This is a genomic window from Enterobacter sp. 168J2, assembly GCF_034107265.1.
Taxonomy (GTDB): Bacteria; Pseudomonadota; Gammaproteobacteria; order Enterobacterales; family Enterobacteriaceae; genus Enterobacter; species Enterobacter nematophilus.
In genome coordinates, this window is the sequence record NZ_JAWNEB010000011.1 from 62,142 (window position 1) to 75,382 (window position 13,241).

The 13,241-nt window shown below is 55.2% G+C and carries 14 protein-coding genes and 2 pseudogenes; 6 read left to right on the forward strand and 10 right to left on the reverse strand.

Translation table 11 applies throughout. The features are described 5' to 3' along the window. Positions 1 to 11 precede the first annotated feature (11 nt). The 4 genes from rhaB to rhaM all read left to right on the forward strand — a co-directional run bounded on the left by rhaB (position 12) and on the right by rhaM (position 4,006). Positions 12 to 1,481, forward strand: a complete 1,470-nt coding sequence (gene rhaB / locus USG84_RS20530) for a rhamnulokinase (protein ID WP_151412530.1) — start codon at positions 12 to 14, stop codon at positions 1,479 to 1,481. Continuing rightward, complete coding sequence (rhaA, locus tag USG84_RS20535) at positions 1,478 to 2,737, forward strand: L-rhamnose isomerase (protein WP_151412531.1); 1,260 nt, start codon at positions 1,478 to 1,480, stop codon at positions 2,735 to 2,737. The genes rhaB and rhaA overlap by 4 nt, the downstream gene beginning before the upstream one ends. 35 nt (positions 2,738 to 2,772) lie before the next feature. Next, positions 2,773 to 3,603, forward strand: coding sequence for a rhamnulose-1-phosphate aldolase (gene rhaD / locus USG84_RS20540; protein WP_151412532.1), 831 nt, complete (start codon positions 2,773 to 2,775; stop codon positions 3,601 to 3,603). Positions 3,604 to 3,691: 88 nt separating this feature from the next. Next, complete coding sequence (gene rhaM / locus USG84_RS20545; RefSeq protein WP_151412533.1) at positions 3,692 to 4,006, forward strand: L-rhamnose mutarotase; 315 nt, start codon at positions 3,692 to 3,694, stop codon at positions 4,004 to 4,006. Here rhaM and USG84_RS20550 read toward each other — a convergent pair. From USG84_RS20550 to USG84_RS20560, 3 genes and pseudogenes are all read right to left on the reverse strand, one after another. Further along, positions 3,994 to 4,164, reverse strand: a pseudogene (locus tag USG84_RS20550) (MFS transporter); the annotation flags it as partial. The gene rhaM and the pseudogene USG84_RS20550 sit on opposite strands and share 13 nt — an antisense overlap. 55 nt (positions 4,165 to 4,219) lie before the next feature. After that, positions 4,220 to 4,282 (reverse strand): annotated as a pseudogene (locus USG84_RS24095) (hypothetical protein); the annotation flags it as partial. 17 nt (positions 4,283 to 4,299) lie between these two features. After that, the gene (locus USG84_RS20560; RefSeq protein WP_033146956.1) at positions 4,300 to 4,848 is read right to left on the reverse strand and encodes a helix-turn-helix domain-containing protein; all 549 of its coding nucleotides are present in this window, start codon (positions 4,846 to 4,848) and stop codon (positions 4,300 to 4,302) included. Between the two features lie 103 nt (positions 4,849 to 4,951). Between USG84_RS20560 and USG84_RS20565 the strand changes: the two genes are divergently transcribed. Together USG84_RS20565 and USG84_RS20570 are read left to right on the forward strand one after the other, a co-directional pair. Further along, positions 4,952 to 5,611: an AzlC family ABC transporter permease gene (locus tag USG84_RS20565; RefSeq protein WP_253543441.1), complete on the forward strand. Its 660-nt coding sequence runs from the start codon at positions 4,952 to 4,954 to the stop codon at positions 5,609 to 5,611. Then, a complete protein-coding gene (locus USG84_RS20570; RefSeq protein WP_151412534.1) occupies positions 5,611 to 5,934 on the forward strand; it encodes an AzlD domain-containing protein in 324 nt (107 codons plus the stop codon). The genes USG84_RS20565 and USG84_RS20570 overlap by 1 nt, the downstream gene beginning before the upstream one ends. A gap of 42 nt (positions 5,935 to 5,976) precedes the next feature. On the opposite strand, the gene USG84_RS20575 is transcribed toward USG84_RS20570, so the two are convergent. The 7 genes from USG84_RS20575 to fdhD form a co-directional block, all read right to left on the reverse strand. Continuing rightward, positions 5,977 to 6,576: a hypothetical protein gene (locus USG84_RS20575; protein ID WP_151412535.1), complete on the reverse strand. Its 600-nt coding sequence runs from the start codon at positions 6,574 to 6,576 to the stop codon at positions 5,977 to 5,979. Continuing rightward, positions 6,567 to 8,993 (reverse strand): fimbrial biogenesis usher protein, encoded by a 2,427-nt coding sequence (locus tag USG84_RS20580; protein ID WP_151412536.1) that lies wholly within the window; start codon positions 8,991 to 8,993, stop codon positions 6,567 to 6,569. The genes USG84_RS20575 and USG84_RS20580 overlap by 10 nt, the downstream gene beginning before the upstream one ends. 31 nt (positions 8,994 to 9,024) lie before the next feature. Further along, complete coding sequence (locus USG84_RS20585; RefSeq protein ID WP_151412537.1) at positions 9,025 to 9,708, reverse strand: fimbria/pilus chaperone family protein; 684 nt, start codon at positions 9,706 to 9,708, stop codon at positions 9,025 to 9,027. A 62-nt stretch (positions 9,709 to 9,770) separates the two neighbouring features. After that, a complete protein-coding gene (locus tag USG84_RS20590) occupies positions 9,771 to 10,478 on the reverse strand; it encodes a DUF1120 domain-containing protein (RefSeq protein WP_151412538.1) in 708 nt (235 codons plus the stop codon). 86 nt (positions 10,479 to 10,564) lie between these two features. Continuing rightward, positions 10,565 to 11,269, reverse strand: a complete 705-nt coding sequence (locus USG84_RS20595) for a DUF1120 domain-containing protein (RefSeq protein ID WP_151412539.1) — start codon at positions 11,267 to 11,269, stop codon at positions 10,565 to 10,567. A 448-nt stretch (positions 11,270 to 11,717) separates the two neighbouring features. Then, complete coding sequence (locus USG84_RS20600; RefSeq protein ID WP_021242795.1) at positions 11,718 to 11,930, reverse strand: DUF1471 domain-containing protein; 213 nt, start codon at positions 11,928 to 11,930, stop codon at positions 11,718 to 11,720. A 114-nt stretch (positions 11,931 to 12,044) separates the two neighbouring features. Beyond that, the gene (fdhD, locus tag USG84_RS20605; protein WP_253543443.1) at positions 12,045 to 12,881 is read right to left on the reverse strand and encodes a formate dehydrogenase accessory sulfurtransferase FdhD; all 837 of its coding nucleotides are present in this window, start codon (positions 12,879 to 12,881) and stop codon (positions 12,045 to 12,047) included. Between the last annotated feature and the right edge of the window lie 360 nt (positions 12,882 to 13,241).

Genomic DNA, 13,241 nt, shown 5'->3' on the forward strand with positions numbered 1-13,241 from the left:
AGGATTAGACCATGACCTTTCGCCATTGTGTCGCTGTCGATTTAGGTGCATCCAGCGGTCGCGTAATGCTCGCCACCTGGGACTGCACCCAGCGCACCCTTTCGCTTCGCGAAATGCATCGTTTTGCGAACTGCCTGCAAAAACAGGACGGTTTTAATACCTGGGACATTGACGGACTTGAGGCAGAGATCCGCACCGGGCTCAAAAAAGTCTGCGATAGCGGGATCCTCATCGACAGCATCGGCATTGATACCTGGGGCGTTGATTACGTGCTGCTGGACCGCAACGGCAATCGCGTTGGCCTGCCCGTCTCCTACCGCGACAGCCGCACGGACGGTCTAATGGCGCACGCCATCGCCCAGCTTGGCAAAGACAACATCTATGGCCGCAGCGGCATTCAGTTTCTGCCGTTTAACACGCTGTATCAGCTGCGCGCGCTGGTCGAGCAGCAGCCGGAGCTGGTGAAAAAGGTGGCGCATGCGCTGCTGATCCCGGACTACTTAAGCTACCGGCTGACCGGCAACATGAACTGGGAATACACCAACGCCACCACCACGCAGCTGATCAACATCAACACCGATAGCTGGGATGAACACCTGCTGGCCTGGACGGGCGCTCCGCCTTCCTGGTTCGGCACGCCGACCCATCCGGGTAATGCGATCGGGCAGTGGCTTTGCCCGCAGGGGAACCCCATCCCTGTTGTTGCCGTCGCCAGTCACGATACCGCCAGCGCGGTGATTGCATCCCCGCTGGCCAGCAGAGACGCGGCCTATCTCTCTTCCGGCACCTGGTCGCTAATGGGCTTTGAGAGCAAAACGCCGTACACCAGCGACGCCGCGATGGCGGCGAACATCACTAATGAAGGCGGTGCCGAAGGGCGCTACCGCGTGCTGAAGAACATCATGGGACTCTGGCTGCTCCAGCGGATGCTGAAAGAGCAGCATATTTTCGACCTGCCTGCGCTTCTCGCAGAAACCGAAACGCTGAAGGCCTGTACGTTCCTGATCAACCCGAACGACGACCGCTTTATTAACCCGGTGCATATGAGCGCCGAAATCCAGTCCGCCTGTTTCGAAGCCGGACAGCCGGTCCCTTCCCGTCCTGCCGAGCTGGCGCGCTGTATTTTTGACAGCCTGGCCCTGCTCTACGCGGATGTGCTGAGCGAGCTGGCAAACCTTCGCGGCAAGCCGTTCAGCCAGCTGCATATCGTGGGCGGCGGCTGCCAGAACCAGCTGTTGAACCAGCTCTGCGCCGATGCCTGCGGCATCACCGTGGTGGCGGGTCCGGTGGAGGCCTCAACGCTCGGTAACATTGGTATTCAGCTGATGACCCTGGACGAACTTTCAGACGTCGATGAATTCCGTTCGGTGGTCACCGCGAATACCCGCCTGACTACTTTCATCCCCAATACCTGCCATGAAATTGCCCGCTACCGGGCGCAGTTTCAGCAAAAACGCCTGACTAAGGAGCTTTGTGCATGACCACTCAACTTGAACAAGCCTGGGACCTGGCTAAACAGCGTTTCGCCGCCGTCGGCGTGGATGTCGAAGCGGCACTGCGCCAGCTCGACCGTCTGCCGGTCTCCATGCATTGCTGGCAGGGCGACGACGTCGCCGGGTTCGAGGATCCTGGCGGCTCGCTGACGGGTGGCATTCAGGCAACGGGTAATTACCCAGGCAAAGCGCGTAATGCCACCGAACTGCGTGCGGATCTGGAACTGGCGCTGAGCCTCATCCCCGGGCCAAAACGCCTGAACCTGCACGCCATTTATCTTGAGTCCGACGAGCCGGTCGCGCGTAACGAGATTAAACCGGAACACTTTAAGCACTGGGTTGAATGGGCGAAAGCCAACGGGCTGGGGCTGGACTTCAACCCCTCCTGCTTCTCGCACCCGCTCAGCGCGGACGGCTTTACCCTCTCCCATGCCAACGATGAAATCCGTCAGTTCTGGATCGACCACGTGAAGGCCAGCCGCCGCGTCTCGGCTTATTTTGGTGAACAGCTTGGCACGCCGTCAGTGATGAACATCTGGATCCCCGACGGCATGAAGGACATCACCATTGACCGCCTCGCCCCGCGCCAGCGCCTGCTGGCAGCACTGGATGAAGCCATCAGCGAAAAACTGGACCCGGCGCACCACATCGACGCCGTGGAGAGCAAGCTGTTCGGCATTGGCGCAGAAAGCTACACCGTCGGCTCGAATGAGTTCTACATGGGTTACGCCACCAGCCGCCAGACCGCCCTGTGCCTGGATGCCGGCCACTTCCACCCGACCGAGGCGATCTCCGACAAAATCTCCGCCGCCATGCTCTACGTGCCGCGCCTGCTGCTGCACGTCAGCCGTCCGGTGCGCTGGGACAGCGACCACGTGGTGCTGCTGGATGACGAAACGCAGGCCATTGCCAGCGAGATCGTCCGCCACGACCTGTTCGACCGCGTCCATATCGGCCTCGACTTCTTCGACGCCTCCATCAACCGCATCGCGGCGTGGGTTATCGGCACCCGCAACATGAAGAAAGCGCTGCTTCGCGCTCTGCTGGAGCCGACTGCCGCGCTGAAACAGCTGGAAGCAAACGGCGACTACACCGCGCGCCTGGCGCTGCTGGAGGAGCAAAAATCCCTGCCGTGGCAGGCGGTGTGGGAGATGTACTGCCAGCGTAACGACGCGCCTGCGGGCAGCCAATGGCTGGAGAACGTGCGGGCGTATGAGAAAGACGTATTGAGAAAGCGCGGGTAACTGGCCCCTCACCACGATAACTGGAAAAGAAAACTATGCAGACCATCACGACTTCCTGGTTCGTCCAGGGCATGATCAAAGCCACCTCTGATGCCTGGCTAAAAGGCTGGGACGAGCGCAACGGCGGCAACCTGACGCTGCGTCTGGACGATGCCGACATTGAGCCGTACGCCGCCGATTTCCATCAAAAACCGCGCTATATTGCGCTGAGTCAGCCGATGCCGCTGCTCGCGAACACGCCGTTTATCGTCACCGGCTCCGGCAAGTTCTTTCGTAACGTCCAGCTCGACCCGCAGGCCAATCTCGGCGTCGTGAGGGTAGACAGCGACGGCGCGGGCTACCACATTCTTTGGGGGCTGACGGATGAAGCGGTGCCGACGTCAGAACTGCCAGCGCATTTCCTTTCTCACTGCGAGCGCATCACGGCGACCCACGGCAAAGACCGCGTCATCATGCACTGCCACGCAACCAACCTGATTGCCCTGACCTACGTGCTGGAAAACAGCACCGACTACATCACCCGCAAGCTCTGGGAAGGCAGTACCGAATGCCTGGTGGTCTTCCCGGACGGCGTCGGTATTCTGCCGTGGATGGTGCCGGGTACGGACGAAATCGGCGAGGCCACCGCAGCGGCTATGCAAAAACACTCGCTGGTACTGTGGCCGTTCCACGGCGTGTTCGGCAGCGGACCGACGCTGGATGAAACCTTCGGTCTGATCGACACCGCCGAGAAATCCGCGGAAGTACTGGTGAAGGTCTATTCCATGGGCGGCATGAAGCAGACCATCACCCGGGAAGAGCTGATCGCGCTGGGCAAACGTTTTGGCGTTACCCCGATGCAGTCGGCCCTGGATTTATACGCGTAACGCAACAGGCGATGGGCGTCGACACGCGCGGGATGCGCGACGAAGCCGCCTGCCGCGATGAGGTCCGCGAGCTGTATCTGGAGGCATTATGATTCGTAAAGCGTTTGTTATGCAGGTCAACCCGGACGCCCACGAGGAGTACGCGCGTCGCCATAGCCCTATCTGGCCAGAGCTGGAAGCGGTGCTGAAAGACCACGGCGCGCACCGCTACGCCATTTATCTCGACAAAGAGCGCAGCCTGCTGTTTGCAACGGTGGAGATTGAATCGGAGGAGCGCTGGAACGCGGTCGCGAATACCGACGTCTGCCAGCGCTGGTGGAAACACATGCGTGATGTAATGCCGTCGAACCCGGACAACAGCCCGGTGAGTGCGGAACTTAAAGAGGTCTTTTACCTGGACTGATGCGTTAACGCTGCAGCCCCCGCGGCGGCGGCAATCTCCTGCCTGCTGCTCAGCGTAAACGCCGACACCATCGTAATCACCAGCACGAAGCAGCCCACCAGCAGGAACGGCACCTCCAGCGCGTGCAGCATCTTCAGGGCAATCACCTCCACGGCGCTGGGCCTCTGCTTCCACGCGGGCGCGCGTCTCGGCGGAGACGTCATCATATCCGTTGAAGGCGCGGCTAACGGTGGTGACTGACAGCCCCAGTTCTTTCGCAATGGCGTTAAGCGACATGAGTTTCCGTATCTCTGTTAGTTTTGTTCTGCCACCAGCAGCGCGTGCGTATCCGGCTCCAGCGCCTTAAAGATATGCGGCAAATCGGCGGGATAACAGATGTAATCTCCCGGACCGAGTTCTTCCGCCGCGTCGATCAGGCCGACTAACGCGCGCCCCTGCGTCACAATAATATGTTCAACGGACCCCGGCGGATGCGGCTGGGAAATGCGGTCTGCGCCCGGCTGGGTAAGCAGGAGGTATACGTCGCGTCGCGCGCCCGGCGGACATGCCGCCAGCAGAATCGCCTCGTAGTTAGCCTGTCCGGCAACCACTTTTGTGCCTTCACCACGGCGGATCACCTGCGTGGTCGGCTGCTGCGGCTCCAGCAAGCGGGCAAAAGGAATATCCAGCGCCACGCAAAGCGACCACAGCGTTTCCAGGCTCGGGTTACCGTTGCCGGATTCCAGCTGAGAAAGCGTGGATTTAGCGATCCCGGCACGGCGGGCAATTTCCGCCAGCGAAAGCCCGGTTCGCAGGCGTTCTCGCACCAGGCTTTTGGCGATCACGCTGATTGGCTGCGTCATAGAAACGGCCTCTATTTCTCTATAACGAACGATTCGTTCGTCTTGTAAAACGTTTTTGATGCGTTCATTATAATGGAAATACGTTCGATATGGCTAAAATGGTATGAAGAATCCCCTCTCTTGCCTGAAAGGCGACACGATAAAAGCAATCATCCTGGTTTGCCTCGCGGTTGGGGTGGTTGGGATGTCCTACGGCTCACTGGCGATGGCCTATGGTTTCCCGCTCTGGGTGCCGTTTGTCCTCTCCCTCACCGTGCTGGCGGGCGCATCGGAATTTATGTTTATCGGCATTGTGGCAAGCGGAGGTAACCCGCTGGCGGCAGCAGCGGCCGGTTTGCTGGTCAACGCGCGCCACGTGCCGTTTGGCGTGACGGTGCGTGAACTGGTGGGCAAACGGGGGTTGAGCTATCTCGGCTGTCACATCATGAACGACGAAAGCGTGGTGTTTGGCCTGTCGCAAAAAACGCCCGAGCAGCGTAAAGCGGCCTACTGGCTATGCGGCTTAGGCGTGGCGATCGTCTGGCCGGTGGGGGCGCTGCTGGGAGCCATGGTCGGCAAACTGCTGCCGGACCCGGAAACCATCGGGCTGGATGCGGTATTCCCGGCAATTTTACTGGCGTTAGTGGTACCCGCGTTTAAAAACCGTACCACCCTGATCCGCGCCTGCAGCGGCGCTGCGCTTTCACTGGCTGCCGTGCCGTTTGCCCCGGTGGGCTTGCCGGTGCTGCTCTCGTTACTCGGTCTCGCTGCGAGGAAAAAATAATGGGAAACATGACGTTTTTTATTCTCGGCATCGCCATTCTTTCTGCCGGAACCTACCTGATGCGGCTCGGCGGGGCAAAGCTGGGCAACCGGCTGGCGCTCTCTGAACGGTCTCAGGCGCTGCTTTCGGATGCGGCAACGGTATTGCTGTTTTCCGTCGCGCTGGCGACCACCTTTTATGAAGGGGAACACTTCGCGGGGATGGCGCGCGTGCTGGGCGTGGCGTTTGCGGTGTTTCTTGCCTGGCGCAAAATGCCGTTAATTGTGGTGATCGTCGCGGCGGCGGTGGTAACGGCGCTGCTGCGCCTGGCGGGGATCCACTAGGAGAAATGCCCGACAGAACGCGTCTGCCGGGCATCAGAGGGTTTATTGCGCAGGAAGGGTGTCAGCGTTTAGCGTCAGCGTCTCGGTAAAGTCCGTGGCATTGGTCACGCTGAACGCTTTTTCTGAAAGATAGGTCGTGACCATCATGGTCACGGTGAACTGCTGGCCCGCCACTTCCGTGCCGTTAACAGCCGCCAGCGCTTTCTCGGGCGGCAGCGTCACCTGGGATGCCCCACCCTGAACGGCAATCGCCCCGATATCGACCGCGGCCAGCTGCACCGCGTTGCCGTCTACCCGCCCATCCTTAAACGCGATCTTCATCGCACCGCTCTCCGTAAACCGATACGCCAGATTCTGCCGGGCTGCCCCGCTGATAGAGACGCGCATTTTGCGCGTATCCGGACACAGTACCGAGACCTGGAACTCCCGCGTGACCGAGCCATAGCCGTTATAGACTTTGCCGACATGCTCGGCCGATCCCTTTTGCATATCCTCTTTACGGTAGCGACCATAGTCGACCGTCTTTACCGCAGACATCATTTCACACTGACCATCATCGGCGTGCGCTAGCGTCGGCATCCCTGACACCCCGCAGAGTAACGCAATCGTCAGCGCGTACTTCTGAACGTTATTTAGAGACATTTCCCTGTCACCTCTTCATAGAATTTATTCGGCTCCGTTTCTGGTAGGGTATACGTCAGCTTACAACGCCCCTTATCGAGCTTCGCGTAGAGCTGCTGGCTGGCGGAGATATCGTTAAGGAAGATCACGCCATCTTCTGGTGCCGTCGTGACGTACTCACCCGCTTCGTCCACAATGGAGACACCTTCCGGTAGCGGCGTACCGTCCGGGCGGCTGATAGCCAGCAGCACGCGGCGCTGGCTTAACGTCGCAAACTCCCACTTCGCTACGGCTCCGTGAGAAGCCTTGATCGCTGTCCTGCCGTTTCGCACATCGAGGTTGCCCGGCAGACTTTCCGTGTTGACCTCAATAGTGCTTTCGCGGAACGGTGACAGAGAAGGGATTACGGCCTGGCCCCATTTGTCCGTCCATACCGGGCCACGCGCGGTACCTATCTCAATGCCTGCCACCGGTTTATCCAGTTTGGCGATGGCATACGTATCCGCCACGCGGTAAGGCGAGAAGGTCACACCATCGCCATGTGCCACAATCCCGCCGCTCAGGGCCGCAGAATAGTTCGTGTTGCTGTCGTTATCGCCACCCGCCGCCAGCGCCAGGTTGGTGTAACGCAGATTGCTGTTCAGCGAAGTATCCCAACTGGTGGTGTTCCGATCATGATCCTGAGAGACGCCAACCATATACTGGTTCGTATCGTTGAGCGATCCCATTGCGCGCGTGCCCCAGGAACTATTCCCTTCACTCTCACGATACCAGGAGCTGGTATTTACGCCCGTACGTCCCAGTGGGATCGACACGTTCACATAGAGCATGTCGTTATCGCTGTCGTCGTGACGGCTGACGTCAGACTCCCAGTTCACGCTCACGTTGAAGTATTTAAAGGTCTGTGACCATGACGTAATAAAGCGGCGGCTGTCGTATTCGCTGTTCCAGCTCTCATTGCGGTAGTAGCTGAGAGAGAAACGGCCGAGCGTGCTGTTAGACCAGTTGATACCCACGCTGGTGTCATATTTGGTTTGCGATATATCGTCGTCGTCACCGTACAGCTCCGTCATCTCGCGGTAATCCGGCGTGCCGTAGCTGCCGCCCATCGAAATGCCGATCCCCCATGGCAGAGAATACCCCAGGTCGAGCGTCGTTTTGTTGCCGTCCGTTTGCGACTGGTTATCTATCGACGCCAGAAAACCGAGTGAGGCATACAGGTTCTGCACCGGGACGGTATCCAGGTTGCCGGAGAAACCGTAATAGTGGTTATCCGCCATCACCATTCCGGCGAGGAAATTTACGCGCTTGTTGATGGACCAGCCGTTATTGGCAGACACCACCCACGGCTTTTCGAAGCGCGAACCCATGTCGTCTTCAACACGGCCTACCGCCATGGTAAAGCCCGGTGCGCGGCCCACGTGATTGCTGCGGAAAGTACTCGCCGACACGGTAAAACGGTTTTCGCTGCCGTCTGTCTCGGTCACCGTTACGTTCAGGTCGGTGTTGAGGTTAGCCAGCGGTACGTCATCCAGGTTAAACGGCCCGGCAGGGACCAGCGTCGAGTAAATCAACTGTCCGCCCTGGCGGATATCCACACGCGCCTGAGGGTTGCGGGCGATACCGCTTACTTCCACGCCCGTACCGCCCTGCGGCTGGAGGGCGTTATCCGGCATCATCTGTACCCCATAGATAGACGGAATACTGAAGCGACTGCTGGCCACGTTAATCTGGCCGCCCTGCACCATCACGCCATAATCGGCAAAGGTGCGCTGGGCGTAGGTATAAGAGGAATCGACATCAAAGCTCTGATCGCTGCCGTCGCTGATGAACTGCGTGCTGCGCACAATCCAGTCCCCGGCGTTAAAGCCCATTTCGAAGGTGGACTGGAAACGGTCGGCGTTTTCATCGTCATACTGGTTATGGGTGCCGAACATGGAATAATTCAGCATTGCCGCACGGCCACCCTGAACTTCCGCGAACTGGCGTCCGAAATCAGGATCCAGCGCTTCCGGTGGAACCACGACCGATATCTCTTCGATATCCGGGGAAGACTGAATCGTCGAGCCGGACCAGTATTGATGAATTTTTGGGCAATCACCGCGTCTGGTTTTTTTAATCAGACCCGCATTTTCCAGAAACTCGTCATCAATACAGGGCGTACCTTCCTCATCAAACTTCACCGGCATCAGCGTTCGCTTATTCCCGTTAATATTCACGGTTACGTTATGGTAGCCGGGCGTAAAACGCGGTGCCATGGAGTAGTATTCAGCAATCGCAGGGTCAAGGCCCTGGTTTTTTAATGCGTCTGCATCGAATATCGCTCTCGCCAGTTCCATCGGCTCGTTTGCGGTAGGGTTTATTTCCGCACGAATGCTAAAAGCCAGCGCCGAAAGGCAAAACGCCAGCATTCCCTTTTTACAGGAAACCGTTAACATAACTACTCCATGTGTTGTTATATTTTTGCTATTATTTCAGCTCGGCAACATAACTCTGCGCTTTGTAGCCATAACGCGTTGCCGGTAATATTTCAATTTTCTTATCTGAAGGCGCTATTTTCCCTCTAATGCTGAGCGTTATTTTCTCGCCGGGCAATATATAGGGTTTAGGGAACTGAGCAAGGGAACCTGATGGCAATAATTTTGCTTTTTGCTCCATGCGCACAACGTAAGGCGTTTTATTCTCGACAATCACGCTACCGTTATTTACCTGCCAGGTCAGATCTTTCCAGGGCTCCAGATTGAGCGCCAGCCCTGCCGGGCGAATAATCACGGGGAGGTTCTGGCTAAAGGTTACTTTGACTTTATTTTTTTCGCGCTGCGGAATAGCGGTGAAGATAACGCGTTTTAAATGCTCCACCTTCAGCGGTTCGGCGCTGTTTTTCAGCACAAAGCGCACACGCTGGGTTTTGCCCGCGTCCACGCGCACCACCGGCTGCGTCACAATCAGGCTGGGTTTTGGGTCATCTGGCAAGTCGACCAGTTTGGTATACAGCAGCTGCGCGTCAGCATCCGTGTTTTTGACGTCCATGCTGGCACCCTGCTCGTCTTCTTTCACAATCAGCAGCGACGTTTCTGGCACCATTCCGGCGGCCAGCGTATTAAACGAGGCTAAGAGGCAAGCGCAAATCAGCGTTCTTTTTAAAAGCAGCATAATATTAGTCCATTAATATTGAAATAACACTCCACGGATGTGGAGTGTTTAATTTGATGCTATTACAGATAAACCAGCTCAACGTTGGTTAAACCGTCCAGCGTAGCTTCGTCGATAATATTGAGATCGTTAGTTGGGTTGATGATCGCAGACACAGCCACATTAAAGTTAAATTGAGTTTGTGCAGAAGGCATTAAGTCGCCCTGTACATCGCTAAATGCATATACTTCGCTCTTGTCTGTTTTAACAGGGATGTAATCAAGACCTTTTTTACCCCAGACTTCACCATTGTTTGATGAAAATAACGGATAAAGGTTATCACCGTCAGCGTTAGTCGCTGCACCTGCTCTTTTATCAATACCCATGGAATAGGCGCCGATTGGCTTGCTGTTGTACATGCCCAGCCCGGCAGTATATGGAGGATCAAGCTGTAAATCTGGTGCAGCGAAGTTCGTGGTTACATCAACAGTTGGCGCAGAGTCAGCATGGGCATCATTAAACGTAACACCTACACGCGTAGCGGATTCACAGGTAATCGAAATAGGGATTACTTTCAAGTCTGCCAGTTTTGTTTGCGCTGTAGAATTCAAATCAGCCGCTTTCATCGTACCGAAATCAGCAACACCACCACCGCTAACAAAGGCTGGTGTACAGGAAGCAGGAACAATTTTACCCGTTACCTGAATATCAATACTGGATGCCGCCATTGCAGAAGACGCCGCTACAGCCAGCACGGATGCCAGCATCCCTTTTTTAAACATTGCGTTCATTTCATTTCCTTATTCAAATTAAATAGCTACCGCATAGAAAATATTAACCTGCGGTTTATGACTAAATGATTTTGTGAAAACTCAAATTACAGATAAACCAGCTCAACGTTGGTTAAACCATCCAGCGTGGCTTCATCCGTAATATTTAAATCATTGGTTGGGTTGATCTGTGCTGCGACGCCAACGTTAAAGTTAACCTTAGTTTGTGCGACAGGTTGACCAGAAGGAACGTCACTGAAGGAATAAATTTCACTCTTGTCAGTCGCGATTTGCAGATAGCGGAAACCTGATTTACTCCCCCACGAGGCGCCGTCCTTAGAGAAAATCGGGTAGAGATTATCGCCCGCATCGTTCGTTACCGTACCGGCTTCAGATTGAATACCTAATGAATAGGCACCAATTTTCTTGCCGTTATACATCCCTAAACCCGCCGTGTTTCGTGCTGATGTTTCAAAGTCCAGGTCAATGAAAGCGACAGGAACGTCCCCAGTAGGCGCAGAGTCAGCATGCGCATCGTTAAACGTTACGCCAATACGGGTCGCATCTTCACAGGTAATAGAAATAGGGATGATTTTCACATCAGCCAGCGCCGTTGCCTTCGTGGAATTCAGTGAAGCTACTTTCATGGTGCCGTAATCAGCAATACCACCACCGCTTGTAAATGTTGGCGTACAGGAAGCCGGAACAATTTTACCTGTAACCTGAATATCAATGCTGGATGCCGCCATTGCAGAAGACGCTGCTACAGCCAGCACGGACGCCAGCATCCCTTTTTTAAACATCGCGTTCATTTAATTTCCTTATATAAGTGAAATACAAAATAAACCAGATAATTAATATCTGGCCTGGTGTTATTACGTAAAACAGCTTGTTTTTGGAAAATAGCATCACAGATAAACTCGATCAATGCTTCAAAATCCTTTTAGGATTTACGCCTGAGGAATTCCTTAAAACTCAAGATCAATCATATTTGCATTGAATGTGAAACCGGTAATACAGCATCAAAAAAACACAATGCATTATTTTGATAAATATATGAAGAAGGCTGGTCTGACCTTATATTTGAAATGTGTATGGAATTGCTTAATTTCAAACAAAAGTAACTAAAGAGGAGAAACTTTTACAGTTATTGTTTCGTTAATCAGGAATACCCTGGAAGATATGCGGGAGATTCGGGGAAGGAACAGCAGAAAGTAAACCTGTCCCGACTCCGAAGAGCAGGGACAGCGGCAGCATAACTTATTTGTTCAGTTCAGCGGTCATGTGTACACGGTTGCCGGAAAACGCCTGGGTAATCTTGTAAGAAGACGCGCCCGCTTCCTGAGCCTGAGCCGCGATTTTCGCTTCTGCGCCATCAATGGTGGACGCGGTTGCAGTAACAGTCTGTGCAGCGAAAGAACCAAATGAAGCAGCCAGAGCGATTACAGCGACAAAAGTTTTGATGCTTTTCATAATATAAACCCTTTCATTAAGTTGTTTAGGTAAGGCACCGTGCCTTGATGAGGTAAATACTAGCCCTCATCCTGAACAACTAAAAGCGGAAGGATTTGCTATTATCATTCAAAATTACTGATTAACTATTAACCGCTGCGGATGGGTATAAATCGTCGCCCTGCCCGGCTTGCAGAAACCCACCAGCGTCAGGTTGCAGCGCTCCGCGACTTCTACCGCCAGCGTGGTTGCCGCCGACACCGCAAACAGGATCTCCACGCCGCACATGGCGGACTTCTGCACCATCTCATAGCTGGCGCGGCTGGATACAAGCGCGGCGCCCTGCTGCCAGACGTCACTTTCACGCGCCCGGCGCCCCAGCAGCTTATCCAGCGCGACGTGGCGGCCCACGTCTTCATGCCCTCCGGCAATATCACCCGACGGTAACACCCACGCCGCCGCATGCGTGCAGCCGCTCAGCTGGCCGATGGGCTGAACGTCGTTGAGGTGCTCAAGCGCACGGTCGAGATGCGCCAGATTGAAGGTCTGGGTAAACGGCAGTGGCGCGACGGGCTTGCCAATATCATTAAGCTGCTCAACGCCACAGACGCCACAGCCGGTGCGCCCGGCCAGCGCGCGGCGGCGCTCTTTCAGCCCCATAAAGCGGCGGCTGGAGAGTTCGATTTGCACTTCAAGACCGTTACACGCCTGCACCACGTCCATACCGTAGATCTCCTGCGGGTGCGCAATGATGCCTTCCGAAAGGGAAAAACCAATGGCGAACAGTTCGAGATCTTTGGGTGAAGCCATCATCACCACGTGCGAAATACCGTTGTAAACGAGGGCAACGGGCACTTCTTCAGCCAGAAAATCGGGCGTGGCATGGGTAATGTGGGGCGGTCTGCGTACCGACAGTTCCACAATGCCCGCAGGCAGTGGCGATGAGCGGGTAGCACGGTTTTGTTTAGACACAGCGGTATTCCTGAACAACCACGGAAGTAAGCCTGCTATTGCAGCATAAACCACAGGCCTTACGCATAGTATGGATCAACTTTTCGACACTCATTCTCCTACTCATTAAGAAGAGGTGCAACCCGGCCCCCGCTACACCCCTTTAACATGCAGAGCTAATAGTGTGATCAGTATCACACTTTATAATCAACACAGTGATAATACGTTCACTTTGTATTAACGCCGTTGGAACAGGTATACCGACATTGTGGTATTCTGATGATATCCCTCGGAGAAATGAGGGATTAACGCAAATTTTTCTCCTTTGCGGTCAATTCTCAACCGCGAAGTTAAAACTACATATATAAGCAATGTCGAACA